This window comes from Bifidobacterium catenulatum PV20-2 (genome assembly GCF_000800455.1).
Lineage (GTDB): Bacteria > Actinomycetota > Actinomycetes > Actinomycetales > Bifidobacteriaceae > Bifidobacterium > Bifidobacterium kashiwanohense_A.
In genome coordinates this window covers 1,782,780-1,797,690 of record NZ_CP007456.1, presented here as the reverse complement: position 1 = coordinate 1,797,690, position 14,911 = coordinate 1,782,780, and the positions used below count along the sequence as shown (strand labels likewise).

Genomic DNA, 14,911 nt, shown 5'->3' with positions numbered 1-14,911 from the left:
ATTGTGTCCGGTCGCCGTGGAGTACAATCGCACACCTGTTGATGCGATACGTTTTTGCCTTATCTCTCAGCCTTGTTGGCTCTTAGCTTTTAGTCTTGCCATGCCTGAAGTTTCAGATGATTGAGTGCGGTGTTGGGATCATATGTGTCATCTAAACGTCCCTGATACATCGCAATCAATTCGTCGCGGCGTCCTAGTGCTTCCAAAGCGGCCTCGCGAATCGTCTCCCACTCGTAGGGCACCACTTCTTCGGGGAACATCATCGTGACCTGATTAGGTTTGTCTCGCAATACCAGATCGACAAAATTGAGCAGATCCTGCCAACGTTCGGCAGCAATCAGACGTGCCGCATACGCATCGGCGAGCGGTTCGGAAGTATGATTGTCACGCAGGAAACGATCAGCCTCATCAATGTCACCACTAATCCGCAGCAAGTCATGCCGCAAAAACTGTACGGCATGATCGAACTGATTCTGCGCGGCCTGCGCGATCTCCTTTTCTGAAAGCAAAGCAGGATCAAGCATCGCGAGATTATTCAAATCTTCTGCGGATAAGGAATCAGCGTCTTCAAACAAACCCAAATTGGTTTTCGCTTGCGCAACAGGCTGCGAATCAGTTTGCATGTCGCGACTGTCGGAATCATCTGCCGAGTTTGACAACGTCGAAGCAGACGAGGCGAAATCACTCATCGTGGCAATGCCCTTATTCAACGCATCGTAAGCGAACATGCGCGTATCATCCCACTGTGCGAACGACAATCCGCACGAAAGCAGTTCAACCATTTGCATGGCGTTAAGACGAAAATCCTCGTTGCAAGCCACCTGTGTGATGATATTCAGCGCCTGTTCGCCGGTCATGGGATCGGCATTGCAGGCCACGGCGTCCATGTACACGCGCACGGTCTGAATCAGGTCTTTCAAATAGTCGAAGCCCTCATTGTCTCGATCGGCGACGTTGCCAACGAATCGCGCGGTCATTTCCACTGCCTTGGCGAGATTGCCGACAGCATCCAGCCAACGTGTGCTTACGATGGCATTGCCGACCACCGCGTCCACTCCAGAGAGCGCTTGCGAATCAAGATGGAAAGTCGGCATGTCGATTCTTGGAATTTCCACGCCGGTATCGGTGCGTTCGGCTGTGGGCACCATGGCGGCAATGGAATCGAAATACCACTGCATGGGCATACTGATTACCATGTCCGCGTCGGAAAGCTGTGCTACGGGCACATTATTGCGGTTTTCGGCGTCTTCCTGACTAGCTTCACGGATCATATGGTTCCATAGGAACGTGGGACCGTCGAATTCGCCGGAATGCAGCCAACCATTGTTGATGTACTCGGTGAGATCTTCGACTTCCTGCAGACGGTTGATCCTACCGTGTTCGTTGCTCATTGCATGCCTTTCCTCAAAAACATGGATTTACAAGTGCCGCGTTGGCGATGACGCTTCGTGGAACAAGACATATCCTCATTCAGCCTATATCATGCTGCCGTTGTTGCGCATGCTCTTTTCACACGAAATCCAGACGTTTTTAAATAGCTGTTGTGACGGTGCTACGTTCCTTTCTCGATGTCATAGGAAAGATATAACGGAACGTTACGTGAAACAGTGTGTGAAACATGATTTGAAATGAGTGGCATACGGTGCCATAATGCCAGTAGAATGGCCGTGTTCATTGCCGTGCCACAATGCCGTGACATACTCATGCGTGAATTCGGCGAAGCGGCGGTTCCCGCTACGATTGCGCACCGTTCGATTTGCCTGAATGCGGACATCGACGATGTGCTGTGCCGCCTATTGGAAAACCGCTGATTAATTAATTAATTGATTGGTGCGGCGGCTACAAACAGAGCTGCCGCACCGACGGTTATTCAGAACGCGGCGTTGCCGGTGAGGTGACGGTAGAGTTCGGGGTCAACCGGTTTCGTGAGTTTCAGTGTGGAAATCACAACCTTCGATTGTGTTCCGTCATCTGCGATATTCACTGATTCATGCGAATCATCCACAGCTATAGCGGAACCGACATAATAGTAGGATTTCTCCTTTTCCTCGGCCTTGCGTCGAATAAAAATGGGAACAAAATGACGGTTTTTCCATTCTGACGTATGTTCCGTTCCGTCAAGCATCCATTTGAATTCAGGAGATTGCAAAGAACGATTATTCTTGCTGAACCATTCAATTTCTTCGGGATTCAGGAAACGATCGCCATACTGGCTTGCCTCGTATTTAATGAAGATCGGCAAGGAATTAGTATCGGTGTCAAGCTTATATCCGCCCACATTCTGCGGAATCTGCTCATCCTTCCATGCGCATAGCTGCATGACGTCAGCGAGACTGTATTTTTCGCCATATATGAACCCATGATCTGGCGTAATGCGACGCTTGCGAGCCTCCCGTGACAGTGAAAGAGCATTAAACAAGCTAGCTTCGATAGTGTCCGTGAAAAACGTGCGGAATGTTGAATGTTGGAGCATCGATTCGCATTCTGGAGTCAAAACGTATGATCCGTCCTCATGCATGTAAACCAAGGAAGTATTGCCGAAACGAGTACGATTCGCACTCGTGAAATACGAATAACCTAACGTGGAAAAAGCAGAATCACACTGCTGAATACTCTTATCGGCATAAGGGAACAGCGCAGACAATAATTGCCAATAATTCTCTTATATGAATCCACGGCAGCGTGATGTACTTCATCAATCAAAATATAATCGAAATCATCTTTGCTGAATTGTGTGAGAACTTCCGGACGAGACATGGTTTGTACGGTGGCGAACACATATTTGCGATCATGCTCTTTTACTAGTTCCGGAAAATAATCTAAGCTCATTATCGGTGCAACGAAGCACTTTTTGATATGATTCCCGCGCTTTTTTGAGAATTTGCTCCTGCTGGGCGATGCGCAGCATGCGATTCGGCTTATATTGGCACACGTCGAATGCGGACAGATACGTTTTGCCGGTGCCTATTGCCGAAATAATAATCGCACGGCTTTCGCCCTGTTTGCGCAGTTGCACAAGATTCATCAACGCTTCGACCTGCATGGCATTCGGGGTGATGGCTGCGTTGGAATCGTTGCTCTGCCTGCGATTCGGCTGGCGGGGTGGTGCGTATTGCTTGAAATCTTCCTCGTATAATGCAAGCCAAGCGTCGGTGAGCGGCTTGGATTCGCTGATTTGCGAATCAATTTCCTCTTCAAGCTGTCGTGCAAGACCACTTTGATTGGTGGAGGCGACCTTAAGGTTCCATTCGCGATTGGAATTCAGTGCGTTAATGGTGAGATTCGAACTACCAAAACATTGATGATCTTACGTGGCATCATGGCTTCCTTTCTTGTCGGAAATCAGATCCAGGATACAACGGGGGCGATTGCGCCAAGCCTAAAGATTGAAACAAAATAACAGGTGACGAGGTTTCTTGGCATTGTGAATTTTTCGACGACAAATAAAGTGGTACAATATCTTGTACAATCATAGGAGGTCGTGGGCAATGGTTACAGCAATCGCATACAGTAATTTTCGTAAGGAACTTAAGTCCTACATGAGGAAGGCAAACGAGGATGCCGACGCGATCCTCGTTACGAATTCAGATCCGAAAGACAATGTCATCGTAATGAGCGCTAGTGACTACGACTCCCTTATGGAGACGCTGCATATCTATGAGAATCCTTACCTTATGGACAAGGTGCAAAGGGGATTGGCTCAAGTTAAGTCAAGGCAGACTATTCGTCATGACCTGATCGAGCAAGAGGGGGAATAGTGATTCTCTCGTGGACCGAGGACGCATGGGATGACTATCTGTATTGGCAGAGGCAGGATCCGAAAACCTTCAAACGAATCAACTTGCTGATAAAAGATGCCATGCGCTCGCCTGCCGAGGGCATCGGCAAACCCGAACCTCTCAAATGGGCTCTTCAAGGAGCATGGTCACGTAGAATCGACTCGGCAAACAGGCTCGTCTATACAATCGACGATGACGGCATCACTATTCTCTCCGCCAAAAGCCACTACAGCAAGGAATAGGAATAATCCGGCCCCACGAAACGAGTGAATCGTGAGGCCGGGAGGTCCATCGCGCAAAGCGGGACTCAAGAAATCAGTAGAGTTCCTTCCAGACTGGCATGAATGCATGCTCGTGCCGATGGGAGAGCACTGCTTTGTGATATTTCGCGGAATCCTTCCGGAAGAACCAGGACCCCAAGGGCTTGGTTCGGGTGAAATCCACGAGATCGCAACAAGCTTCCAAGCTGAACCGGTCCATGAAGCGGAGTAGGGCAGCGGTGCAATCGCCGTCCTGTCCGGAGGGGATATACTTCAGTCCGTAACCTCAACCAATGAAGCAACGTGCGTTACGCACACAATATAGGGCGTGCAGACATTTGCGAAGAACTGGAGATGATCTCTGGAAGTGAAAACTTTCACATCACGTATGTCACGCTTATTTTGCTTGTTGGGTGTAGCGGCAGTTCGGGAAGCCGGTGCACCCGTAGAATGAGCGGTTCGGATCGTTGCGATTGCGCCGCAAGCTTAGAGCTTCGCCACAATTCGGGCATTGCGGAGGAAGCTTGACTCCTCGGAAAATGTTCGGACAGATTTTGCTATGCAATTCGTACATGAATCGCGATGGACGGGTCTGATCCACGATGAAGAACAGTTTCTTCTTGCATCGGGTCATCGCCACGTAAAACAGTCGCCGTTCCTCCGCATGTGGGCATCTCTCCACTTCCGGCAATAGCAGACCAAGCAGCGGCTCTTCGGGAATCGTGCTTGGGAAACCTTTCAATCCGCCGGAACAGCACAGCAGAAATACGAAATCGCGTTGCAATCCTTTGGAAGCATGAGCGGTCATGAAACGAATATCCATATCCAGTTTTTCAAGAAAACGAATATTACCAGTGCTCTGGTCAATGGAGAACAGACCGTCTTGATCGCAACGAATCATGAGGTTGATGTCGCTGCGATACCGGCCAAGCAATAGTACGGACGCGGTTTTCGGCAGTTTACGCAACTGCTCGACAATTACATTGAATCGTTCTTCCTCAGTATGCCCGCCAAGTGCTTTCAGCGAGTAATCCTTCTTATCGCTGGGATTATGCAAGTGTTTGACATACAGATTGGTGTCACGCATCACGAATGCTCCGCTTGCGTCGATGAGACTTTGTCGGAAGCGCCGTGTGGTGGTGATTTGGAACATGCGGGTCGGACCCCAGTCGTGCCAAATTCGGTCGAAATCGAGAATGAGATGAATGTCGCTGCCTGCGAAACGATAAATCGACTGCCAATCGTCGCCAACGCAGAATAGTGAGAAATCATGTTGCAAGCGAAGCGCGCGGATTAGTTCATAACGCGGTCGTGACATGTCCTGATATTCGTCAATCAGCACGTACTTATATGGATGACGGTACGAGCCATTATTGACGCAACTGATGGCATCGACGATCATTCCCGGAAAATCAATACCATTATTGGTTGCGAAATTCTGCATATAAGCGTGATAAAGCGGTTCTATGAGCTGCAGCATCTCACGATTGCAGCCGATGTTTTTACCGCCATAACGTTCGTTAAGAGCTTGCATTCCAGCAGTGTCAATATTGTTTGACCGCATATGCTGGATAATGGTTTGTGTGGTGTCGATAAGATTCTGACGATATTGATTGAATGCGTAATCGTCTGTTGGTAACTGGAAATTCTCAAGTCGTGCAGTTGCGGAATATTTATCGAGCAACTGTTGCGACATGAGTTTAAATGCCAGAAGACGATAGGAAACATTGTGTTCAAGCAAGTATTCAAATGCGTTACGCACCACATTGTTTGACGTGTGCCCGTCAATAATTGGACGATTGGCAATAGTGGAGGAACGGCAAATTTCCAGTCCGAGACTATGGAATGTGCATGCGCGGATGACTTTGCCGGTGCTTTGCGTGATGCGGCTCGACATTTCGTCGGCGGAAGCTTTGGTGAACGATAGCACCAGAATCTCTTCGGGGGTAGCTGTTCCTGTGTTCAGCAACCATGCGATATAGCCGATGATAGTAGTGGTCTTGCCGGTTCCCGCACCTGCAAGCACCAGCGTATTGTGACCAGCTCCGGCGATGGCGCTGATCTGCTCGTCGCTTAAATCATGCTTTTCGATTTTACCGATGATATTCCGCGCCCGCGCAATCTGATCGGCGGGAAGCAACGGTTGCGGCATAAGCTTCTGCGCCGGTTGTGAATTGGCATGAGATTGCGCTCGCGAACGATTCGTTGTGACAGAAGTATTGCGAGCTGTGGTTTGTGTTTGCGCGCGGTATGACGATCGCGCCAACTGTGATGATTGGGATGGCTGCGTAAGCTGTTGTGTTTGACGTGATTGTACAGTGGACTTGCGTTGCGTCGTCTGCTGTTGTGTGGGCTCGGAAACGTTTTGCTGCGCAGGCCTGGGGGCGGGCTGAGTCGCCGTTTTGGGGACAGACGGTTCTCCAATAAGTGCGTTCATGAACTTGCTCAGCAATCCCATAATGTTCCTTCTCAACCAGTGCAAGGAGAAATTATATGTGCTGCCAATGAATGCTTCAGCGTCGGCTGCTTAAACGGAATCGCAATTCGCCGACGCTGAAACTAATATTGGAGCTCAACGTTCGAAGGGGTAGGTGAGGTTCCAGTCGCGGCGCAGCGAATCCATGAGTTCCATAATGCGCAGGGTGTCGGCGTGGGGCATTTCCTCGCATTCGGTGCGACCGTCGATTACAGCCTGTGCGGCGGTCGCCACCTCGTACTCATAGCCGGTGAGCTGGGCGGGAACATCGTAATGTGCAACAATCGTATGATTGCCGTCATACACGTCAATCGCCTCAACATTATTAATGTTCTGGCACACCATATAGCCATCGGTTCCCCACACGGATCCCATGCGGTCGCTATGGCATAGAATCGAACTTTGCGCGGTCGCCATTACACCGTTCTCGTAATAGAACGTCATGGAATTATGCGCATCCACACCGGTTTCGTACGCTCGCATCGACGATTCAATGCGGACGATCGGCGCATTATGCATGATCATGTCGATGAAATTGATTGGATATACGCCAACATCCAACAATGCGCCACCGGCAAGCGCGGGATCAGTGATTCGTGCCTTCGCGGTGGTGGGGTAACACAGGTTCGCATCGATCGCCTGTATTTCGCCAATCGCGCCGGAGGCGAGAATCTTATCGATAATGGCGCGAGACGGCATGTATCGCGTCCAAATCGCTTCCGCGCACAGCATGCCGGTTTCTTTTGCAACGGCTAACATCTCACGAGTCTGTGCCGCATTCGCGCCGAACGCTTTCTCCACCAGCACACCCTTGCCGGCCTTCATGCACAATATCGCCTGTTCCGCATGCAGATTGTGCGGCGTAGCGATGTACACCAAGTCCACGTTCGGATCGGCCACAAGTTCCTCATATGAACCATATGAAACCGGAAAGCCGTATTTCGCGGCGAAATCAGCCGCACGCCCCGCATCTCGTGCGGCGACGGCATACGGTTCAACCAAATCCGCATAACGGCTGTCCGCGGCCATTTTCACCAACGTGTCAGCCATATGTTGTGCGATCCGGCCTGCGCCGAGAATCGCGACACGAATACGAGCCATATTAAACCCCATCTTTCGTAAACTGTCTGAATAGTGTTGATTCATTTATATTGCTGCGTTGCAAGTTCCAGCGTACGCCATGCGTGATCGCAACGCGCGTTGATCCGTATCGCACTTGCACGCGTTCGTCCGGATGCTTTTCTGATTTGCCGTATTTTGCCGGATCTTGCCATAATGGTGTGCTGTGGTAGCGCAGGAACAAATTAAGAAGACCGGAAAACCTCGGAAATCCGCAAAAATAGAGAAATATGAGCGTGGTACGAGAAGCTACATCATGTCGCATATCCGAGGCAAAGACACATCCATCGAAATGATGGTACGCAGTTTTCTTTTTTCGAAAGGCCTGCGATTCCGCAAAAACGACAAGCGGTATCCGGGGCATCCCGACGTGGTGTTGCCGAAATACCGTACGATGGTGTTCATCAACGGCTGTTTCTGGCATATGCATGAAAACTGTCCGAAAGCCACACGCGTACCGAAATCGAATGTGGAATTCTGGAGTGCGAAACTGCTGCGCAACCACGAACGAGACGTCAGACAGCATGCCGAACTTGAAGCGATGGGCTGGAAAGTGATCGTGGTGTGGGAATGCGAGCTCGCCAAAAAAGTGCGTGAGGAACGGTTGGAGAGACTGTACTGCGAAATCGTCGAAGCGTGATTCTTGCCGCTGGAGCATGATGCTCGTGGTTCCAGCTTTGCGTGACATGTGATTTTCTGTTTTCAAAACGAGCGTAATGGCGGCGAGACGGTGTTTGCGATTTGTCGCGTCTGAAGAATACAAACGAACTATGGGAAATGCTGAGAACAGCGCGCTGCCGCAGATGTCGCACCGCGCCCAGATTGCTAATCCGTTCCGTGCCATGGTGTTTGGTGCGATGGCCGACGAGATGATCGCCGCAGGTACCGATGTGGTCAAGTTGAGCCTGGGGGAGCCGGATTTCGGCGCTCCGCCCGCAGTACGTGATGCAATGCGCGAACAGTATGATGGCCGTCCATTGCCATATACCGCTGCAATGGGCTTGCCGGAATTACGTCAGGCGATTTCCGATTTCTACAAAGAACGCCACCATGTGAGCGTCGATCCGAAACGTATCGCGATTACGGCCGGAGGTTCCACGGCACTGCTGCTTGCCGCCGCATTGACGGTGAACGAGGGTGACGAAGTGCTGATCGCCGACCCGTCGTACCCGTGCAATCGCGAACTGGTCCGCGCGTTCGGAGGCAAAGTCGTGGACGCGCCGACGAACGCGGACACCCGATTCCATCTCACACCGGAACTATGCCGCGAATACTGGTCGGATCGCACCAAAGCGGTGATGATCACCTCGCCGTCGAACCCGACCGGTACCACCATCGCCTTCGACACTCTGAAATCCGTGTGCGACCTGGCGAAAGAACGCGGCGCATGGCGCATCGTCGACGAAACCTACCTTGACCTAGCCGACCGTGAACCGGACGGTTCCGACGTGAAATCCGTGCTCGCCTGCGACCCGGACGCCATCGTATGTTCCAGCTTCTCCAAGTTCTTCGGCATGACCGGCTGGCGACTGGGCTGGATGGTCGTGCCTGAATACGCGCTCGAAGCCATGGATGATCTCGCCACCAACTTCTTCCTGTGCGCGCATACACCCACCCAGCATGCGGCGCTCGCGTGCTTCACTCCGGAAACGTTGGCCGTGTGCGAGGAACGCCGTCAGGAGTTGCTGGAGCGTCGTCGCATTGTGGTCGACGGATTGGCTGAGATCGGTTTGCCGTTGGAAGTCGAGCCGAATGGCGCGTTCTATGCGTATTTCAATATTTCCAGCACTGGTCTTGATGCGTGGACGTTCTGTGAGCGCGCGTTGAAGGAAGCGCATATCGCATTGACGCCTGGTCGTGATTTCGGCGAGGCGACCGCGGACACGCATGTGCGACTGTCGTATGCGGCCTCGCGCGAGGCGTTGCGTGAAGGTTTGAAGCGGCTTGGCGATTTTGTTAGCAAGCTTCGCGGCTGATTTCTGCATGGCTTGTTGAGACTGTTGTTTTTGCGGTGAAGACGGTTCCGTGCGATGGAAACATCGTGTGGAACCGTCTTTTGTATATGTTTTTCTGTTGATTGCAATCGTTGTTTCCGCCCTATAAGAGGGGTAAGCACCCTTTTCTTCCTGACTTGAGATAAAGAAAAAAGCGAAGGTTGTCAATGGCATGTCGCGTAACATGTTAAATGCTTCGGTAACTATGCTGTTGAATCATGGTCGATTTGCATTCGTATGCCACGCGACTCGGCGTGCTTGATATTGGTTCGAATAACTGTACACATGCTCATCGTTGACGCGGCTTCCGGAGCTCGCCCTGAACCTGAGGCAAGCGCTAAAAGCACGGCGCGGCTGATGTGGCCAAACGTGTTGCGACACGCCGTGATTTGGTGATTGAGGCATGTGTGCGTATTATTTCATCTTGCGGTGATCAGAGCCTAGGTGAGACGCCCGGTCCCATTCCGAACCCGGAAGCTAAGGCCTAGCACGGCGATGGTACTGCACTCGAGAGGGTGTGGGAGAGTAGCATGTCGCCGCACTTAAACTTTTTTAAATCCCGAGTCGAGCGCCGCTCCTCGGGATTTTTCATTATTCGATTCGTGCAAGTCCAATTACGCGCGAATGTGAATCCGAAGGTCACTGATGGCGGCGCTCAGGCAGGGAAAACCACCAACAGAACAATGCCGTTTCAACAAAAATGACAGGTAGCGGTATGAGCCACCACCAGCCAGTGGTGCCGAATTCGTTCGCGGGCGCAACAATCCAAGGATGCGAGCCCAGCCACCCCAAGAATACGGCTATGGTTGATCCCAGCGACATGGTTATTCCTAAAGGTTTGAACAAGCGCATGAGCTGGAATCGTGATGCACCGAATTCTTGAAGAGTCCAGCGTAACGCTGACTGCGATTGACGGGTTGATATAGCCAATGCGGCGAATGTCAGGCCGCTGATAATCGTAGCCAAAGCCGGCATGGCAATGGCACGTGCCACGTAGGAGCGGTAAGAGGTGGTGTCGTGTTCGGTAATGAATGCATACCCACAACGGTTAATGATGTCGGATCGAATCGAATCGCGAACGCCGGAAGCAATTGACGGGAAATCAGTAATAACGAGAGTATGCCGGTTGCTCGGTGCAAGTCCAAGCGTCTTTGCCTGCGGTGAGTCGATTCCAAGAACCACGCCAGGCATGGTGTAATCATTGAGCAGCGAATCGGTGCCCTCGGTGGGAACTTGTGCTGCCTGAGTTATTTTTTGGGTTGTTGGATCAATGAGAATGATACCAGTGTTACCGCCTTCGGCAATATGAACGTCGTTGGTTTTACCAGCTAAAGATGAGTTGCTATCAACAAGCATGACAGTGGTTTCATTATCGGAATCTGAGTAGCAATCCGCGTCGTCGGAACCATGTTGAGTGACGCAATCGTAAGCATGGGAAGTTGCGGCGCGGACCAGATACCGGGATTCATCCGGTGCCGTGAGCACGATGGCTTTGTCTAGAGTCTCGGGATATTTGCCGGCAAGATAGTTCAAGTCATCCTGAGTCAAATAATCGGCGATGAACAGCCCATTATCCGAATTGCCTGTCGCTATCATCATTTGCCCGCTAAACAATGAGCTGGCACCTAACAATAAGAGTGCCAATGCGCATACTGGGGCAGACAAACTTCGTGTACGTTCTACCGCACTGCATTGTGCTGGCGTGCGGAAAAGCCAAGGCAGTGAAAGGAGCATAGGCCCCAGAGCGCAAGCCCCCATGACCGAGCCTACTGATCCGCCAAACGGCCATGCGGCTGCATGATAACGTTCTATCGCCACACAAGAAAACATCAGAACGGCCGAGGAGAGAATGATGTACCATAATGCGTTTCTGGTTGTGATGTCATGCTTAAAGGATATGCGGAAGAACAAAACCAGCCATGTCAAGTATAGCGAGCACAGCAAAATCGCTGCGACAAAAAAGACAGACAGCAGGGAAGTTACTGATGGTTGCCATTCCCAATATTGGGCGAATATGCTGCCTATGGTCCTGTAGCTAAGACCGAATACCGCATATCCGGCTGCGATGCCGATTGCGGCTCCGGGTATTGTGCAAATAAGCAATCCTCGGAACACTGTCCATCTGCTGGTGGTGAGGGGGAATCCGCAAGCTACCAGAGCTTCTACCACAGCATCTCCGGAACACTGACTTGCTCGGAAGAATGCCGTCATCACTGCGATATGTACGCACAACAAGCAAAGGAACAGAACTATTCCGTACCATTGGCATCCTGGCAGATCGCGAGTACGAACCGTTTCTTCGGCATTTCGTATTGTCGATTTGATGTATCCGATATTGACATTGTTGGTTGCGCTCTCTTTCGCGACTTCTCCCTGATTTACGGTAGCGTCATCGTCGGTGAGCCACATTTGTATGTTTTGGAGATTGTCTTTGGAAGACACTGCTGTTGCGTACACGGTGTTGGTGTTCGCAGCATCGACGGTGATGCCAATGAGCTTATAGTCGCTTGATAATGCGGAATCGTCACATTGCACGGTGACTATATCTCCCAGCTGGGCGTCAATTTGTTCAGCTGCGGTCCGAGACAGGGAGATTTCGTTTTTTTGCGACGGCTGATGCCCTTCGATGAGCGTGCCATATCGTGAGGGGCCTGTTAGGAAAGTTATGTCTGCGATGGTGTTTCGTGAAGAGCCGCTGGCGGAGGTGAGGCCTACTGATCCTTGTGTGGATTTGACGCCGATGGCCTTACCGTTTTGGACTTGTTGCCTGAGTTCTTCGGCTACATCGTTGCTGCCTCCTGAAATTTGATATGTGTACCCTCCGGATTGACCTGCTGCGCCTTCTTTGGCGGCCTGTACGTATAGATCCAAGCTGTTCAAGGCCACCACGGGTAGCATCGCCGACAATAATGCCACCACAAAGAGTGAGATGGTGAGCATCGGATGGAATCTCAAATATCCAGAGGTAACGTGCCTCGTGATTCCAGTGCTGTGGTTAGGCATGCCATTCATTGCTCCACCAACTTGTGGTCCTGAATGCGCACAATGCGGTCACTGTGCTGCGCGACCGTAGCGTCATGCGTTGCGATTATGACAATGGATCGCTCTTTGTGGGCAATATCTGAAAGCAATGTTGCGATTGCCTGCGTATTTTCCTCATCAAGCGCGCCGGTGGGTTCATCCGCGAGAATCACACGTGGTTTCATGGCGATCGCGCGTGCGATGGCCACACGTTGCTGTTCTCCTCCTGACAATTGGCCAGCCAAATGGTTTGCATAGCCTGCTAAATGCACTTCTTCAAGCAAGTTATCGATTGTGTTGTTTTCAGCGCGGGAAGTTTCCTTAATCTTGGTTTGTCCGAGGTTCTTATGCGCCGCTTCAAACGCCAACATGATGTTTTCTCGCACGTTAAGATATGGAATGAGCCTGTAATCCTGAAATATGCGCATGCATAAAGATCCGAGAAGATTTTTTCGATCAATGGAATTGACATTTGCGCCATCAATGGTGACGGAGCCAGTGTCTGGTTGTAAAGAACCGTCCATCAAACGCAGCAAAGTGGTCTTTCCTGAGCCGGAAGGTCCCATTATTGCCGTTGTCGAACCTTCTTCGAATAACGCGCTCGCATTGTCTAAAATCAGACGTTTTCCATACGAAAACCCCACGTGGTCAAGTTCCAGCATGGTATAGCTCCCTCTCGGTATACATGAGCAGCCATTGCTCTTGCGTAAGGCGTCGTACCCCTATTAGTTACGATTTCTTATGCGTCCAGCATAATAGCATTTAATGGTTGGGGGCAATATGGTGATTTTTGTGTTTCGATTGTTTTTCGTTAAATTTATGGAGACGATTGCGACTATTTGCCGGCGAATGTGGAAGTTGGGGTACTATGAAGCCGCACTATTGCCGATGGCGTTCGTCATGAACTCGGTTTTGATGGCTGATTTGATGATTGATGTATTGACTGATGGAACGCAATGCCCATGTTGGAGGATGTATGGCACGGTCTGGTACGCCTACGAAACCGCGTACGGCGCAGGCGAAGGCTGTTAAGCCTATTCGCACGTTGAAGAAAACTAAGTCGCATCGCGTGCGCAATATCATATGCGGTTTTCTGGCTGGCATTTTGTCGCTTGCAGCTTTGCTGGGCACTGTTTCGCACATACTGCCTGCTGAGATTCAGGCGTGGCCATATGTTCCCATTATCGTTTCGTTGGTGCCTTGGTTCGCGATTCTTGCGGTGATTGCGCTGATTTGCGGCATTGTTTCGAAGCGAACAATGTCGGTATTGCTGGCGATTGCGACGATCGCGTTGCAAGTATGGTGGCAGTATCCGTTTTTCTACAATGAAACGAAGCTTCCGCGTGCCGCGATTGCAGCGGTTTCGGGAGCGTCCGCCAATACGCAGGATGATTATGCTCGTTTGATGACATGCAATGTGTTTAAGGGTCGTGCCGACGCGCAGGAAATCGTTGATGTGGTGCGTAGCGAGCGTGTGGAAGTGCTGGCATTGCAAGAAACGACCGATGCTTTCGTGGACGAGTTGAACAAGGCTGGTATTGGCGATTTGCTGCCGTATGCGCAGGTGGCAAGTTCAGACGGCGTGTATGGCAATGGTTTGTGGTCGGCGAGTCCGCTTGTTGATCCAGCTGATGATGATGTTGATTCGAGTGCGTCGTTCATGCCAGGAGCCACGGTTGCATTCAATGATGGTCAGACGCAGATCCGTTTCGTTTCGGTACATACCACGTCTCCGACCGATGGATATTGGCAGCAGTGGAAGCGTTCATTGGATGAGCTTGGTCGACTCCGGTACGATACGTCTCGCAGGTACGTGTTCATGGGCGATTTCAACGCGACCGACGATCATGCGCCGTTCCGTAATTTCTTGGGAGCGCGGTTTACGGATGCGGCCAAGCAGGCGGCTGGGGGATTGGTGTTCACATGGCCTGCGAATATCGATTATGTGCCAACATTCGCGGGCATTGACCATATCGTATTGGATTCCGGCATGTTGGCCGGTCGGGTCAAATCGTTGAAAATCGATGGAAGTGATCACAAGGCGTTGCTGGCAACCGTGCAATTCGACGTGTGAGAAGAGTGTCGGCACAACTACGTATCGGCTGCGTATCCGCATAAAATAAAGTGCCCCAGATAGGAATCGAACCTACGACACCTTCTTTAGGAGAGAAGTGCTCTATCCACTGAGCTACTGAGGCAACGAATCTTCATTCTACACACATTCCGGACGAGTGTGGTGCCGAAATGAAGAAATCCGAAATT

At 51.0% G+C, this 14,911-nt stretch carries 12 protein-coding genes, 1 tRNA gene, 1 rRNA gene and 3 pseudogenes; 8 read left to right on the top strand and 9 right to left on the bottom strand.

Annotated elements, in window-relative coordinates; all coding sequences use genetic code 11:
- Nucleotides 1-89 precede the first annotated feature (89 nt).
- Nucleotides 90-1,391, bottom strand: a complete 1,302-nt coding sequence (locus tag AH68_RS07845) for a DUF6880 family protein (protein ID WP_039199127.1) — start codon at nt 1,389-1,391, stop codon at nt 90-92.
- 270 nt (nt 1,392-1,661) lie between these two features.
- Here AH68_RS07845 and AH68_RS10775 point away from each other — a divergent pair, with 270 nt between their 5' ends.
- Entirely contained in the window at nt 1,662-1,811 is a 150-nt protein-coding gene (locus AH68_RS10775) for a hypothetical protein (protein ID WP_158332988.1), read from the top strand.
- A 59-nt stretch (nt 1,812-1,870) separates the two neighbouring features.
- Here the strand turns inward: AH68_RS10775 and AH68_RS11355 are convergent, their stop codons facing one another.
- The 3 genes and pseudogenes from AH68_RS11355 to AH68_RS11300 all read right to left on the bottom strand — a co-directional run bounded on the left by AH68_RS11355 (nt 1,871) and on the right by AH68_RS11300 (nt 3,025).
- Complete coding sequence (locus AH68_RS11355) at nt 1,871-2,320, bottom strand: DUF3427 domain-containing protein (RefSeq protein WP_039199126.1); 450 nt, start codon at nt 2,318-2,320, stop codon at nt 1,871-1,873.
- Between the two features lie 144 nt (nt 2,321-2,464).
- Nucleotides 2,465-2,644 (bottom strand): annotated as a pseudogene (locus AH68_RS11350) (DUF8090 domain-containing protein); the annotation flags it as partial.
- Nucleotides 2,578-3,025, bottom strand: a pseudogene (locus AH68_RS11300) (DEAD/DEAH box helicase family protein). The pseudogenes AH68_RS11350 and AH68_RS11300, both read right to left, overlap by 67 nt.
- A gap of 514 nt (nt 3,026-3,539) precedes the next feature.
- On the opposite strand from AH68_RS11300, the gene AH68_RS07825 reads away from it, so the two are divergent.
- Together AH68_RS07825 and AH68_RS07820 are read left to right on the top strand one after the other, a co-directional pair.
- Complete coding sequence (locus AH68_RS07825; protein ID WP_234737409.1) at nt 3,540-3,758, top strand: type II toxin-antitoxin system Phd/YefM family antitoxin; 219 nt, start codon at nt 3,540-3,542, stop codon at nt 3,756-3,758.
- Nucleotides 3,758-4,021, top strand: a complete 264-nt coding sequence (locus AH68_RS07820; RefSeq protein ID WP_039199122.1) for a Txe/YoeB family addiction module toxin — start codon at nt 3,758-3,760, stop codon at nt 4,019-4,021. The genes AH68_RS07825 and AH68_RS07820 overlap by 1 nt, the downstream gene beginning before the upstream one ends.
- Before the next feature lie 415 nt (nt 4,022-4,436).
- Here the strand turns inward: AH68_RS07820 and AH68_RS07815 are convergent, their stop codons facing one another.
- A complete protein-coding gene (locus AH68_RS07815; RefSeq protein ID WP_039199121.1) occupies nt 4,437-6,191 on the bottom strand; it encodes a UvrD-helicase domain-containing protein in 1,755 nt (584 codons plus the stop codon).
- Nucleotides 6,192-6,611: 420 nt separating this feature from the next.
- Nucleotides 6,612-7,616, bottom strand: a complete 1,005-nt coding sequence (locus AH68_RS07810; RefSeq protein WP_052189194.1) for a Gfo/Idh/MocA family protein — start codon at nt 7,614-7,616, stop codon at nt 6,612-6,614.
- A 274-nt stretch (nt 7,617-7,890) separates the two neighbouring features.
- Here AH68_RS07810 and AH68_RS07805 point away from each other — a divergent pair, with 274 nt between their 5' ends.
- The 4 genes and pseudogenes from AH68_RS07805 to rrf all read left to right on the top strand — a co-directional run bounded on the left by AH68_RS07805 (nt 7,891) and on the right by rrf (nt 10,170).
- On the top strand, nt 7,891-8,274 hold the full coding sequence (locus tag AH68_RS07805; protein ID WP_039199119.1) for a very short patch repair endonuclease: 384 nt from the start codon (nt 7,891-7,893) through the stop codon (nt 8,272-8,274).
- A gap of 130 nt (nt 8,275-8,404) precedes the next feature.
- Entirely contained in the window at nt 8,405-9,610 is a 1,206-nt protein-coding gene (locus AH68_RS07800) for a pyridoxal phosphate-dependent aminotransferase (RefSeq protein WP_039199118.1), read from the top strand.
- A gap of 236 nt (nt 9,611-9,846) precedes the next feature.
- Nucleotides 9,847-9,988, top strand: a pseudogene (locus AH68_RS11060) (Ppx/GppA family phosphatase); the annotation flags it as partial.
- Between the two features lie 65 nt (nt 9,989-10,053).
- Nucleotides 10,054-10,170 (top strand): 5S ribosomal RNA (gene rrf, locus AH68_RS07795).
- Nucleotides 10,171-10,267: 97 nt separating this feature from the next.
- Here rrf and AH68_RS07790 read toward each other — a convergent pair.
- Nucleotides 10,268-12,568 carry a hypothetical protein gene (locus tag AH68_RS07790; RefSeq protein ID WP_158332987.1) on the bottom strand — a complete coding sequence of 767 codons (2,301 nt, stop codon included), beginning with the start codon at nt 12,566-12,568 and terminating at the stop codon, nt 10,268-10,270.
- Between the two features lie 68 nt (nt 12,569-12,636).
- The gene (locus AH68_RS07785) at nt 12,637-13,311 is read right to left on the bottom strand and encodes an ABC transporter ATP-binding protein (RefSeq protein ID WP_052189193.1); all 675 of its coding nucleotides are present in this window, start codon (nt 13,309-13,311) and stop codon (nt 12,637-12,639) included.
- A gap of 314 nt (nt 13,312-13,625) precedes the next feature.
- On the opposite strand from AH68_RS07785, the gene AH68_RS07780 reads away from it, so the two are divergent.
- The gene (locus AH68_RS07780; RefSeq protein WP_039199116.1) at nt 13,626-14,723 is read left to right on the top strand and encodes an endonuclease/exonuclease/phosphatase family protein; all 1,098 of its coding nucleotides are present in this window, start codon (nt 13,626-13,628) and stop codon (nt 14,721-14,723) included.
- A gap of 51 nt (nt 14,724-14,774) precedes the next feature.
- On the opposite strand, the gene AH68_RS07775 is transcribed toward AH68_RS07780, so the two are convergent.
- A tRNA-Arg gene (locus AH68_RS07775) sits at nt 14,775-14,847 on the bottom strand.
- Nucleotides 14,848-14,911 lie beyond the last annotated feature (64 nt).

Coding starts and splice junctions, on each gene's coding strand:
- AH68_RS07845 (WP_039199127.1), bottom strand. CDS start 1,391: ATGAGCAACGAACACGGTAGGATCAACCGTCTGCAGGAAGTCGAAGAT.
- AH68_RS10775 (WP_158332988.1), top strand. CDS start 1,662: ATGGCCGTGTTCATTGCCGTGCCACAATGCCGTGACATACTCATGCGT.
- AH68_RS11355 (WP_039199126.1), bottom strand. CDS start 2,320: ATGCAGCTATGCGCATGGAAGGATGAGCAGATTCCGCAGAATGTGGGC.
- AH68_RS07825 (WP_234737409.1), top strand. CDS start 3,540: ATGAGGAAGGCAAACGAGGATGCCGACGCGATCCTCGTTACGAATTCA.
- AH68_RS07815 (WP_039199121.1), bottom strand. CDS start 6,191: ATGCCGCAACCGTTGCTTCCCGCCGATCAGATTGCGCGGGCGCGGAAT.
- AH68_RS07810 (WP_052189194.1), bottom strand. CDS start 7,616: ATGGCTCGTATTCGTGTCGCGATTCTCGGCGCAGGCCGGATCGCACAA.
- AH68_RS07805 (WP_039199119.1), top strand. CDS start 7,891: ATGTCGCATATCCGAGGCAAAGACACATCCATCGAAATGATGGTACGC.
- AH68_RS07800 (WP_039199118.1), top strand. CDS start 8,405: ATGGGAAATGCTGAGAACAGCGCGCTGCCGCAGATGTCGCACCGCGCC.
- AH68_RS07790 (WP_158332987.1), bottom strand. CDS start 12,568: ATGCTCACCATCTCACTCTTTGTGGTGGCATTATTGTCGGCGATGCTA.
- AH68_RS07785 (WP_052189193.1), bottom strand. CDS start 13,311: ATGCTGGAACTTGACCACGTGGGGTTTTCGTATGGAAAACGTCTGATT.
- AH68_RS07780 (WP_039199116.1), top strand. CDS start 13,626: ATGGCACGGTCTGGTACGCCTACGAAACCGCGTACGGCGCAGGCGAAG.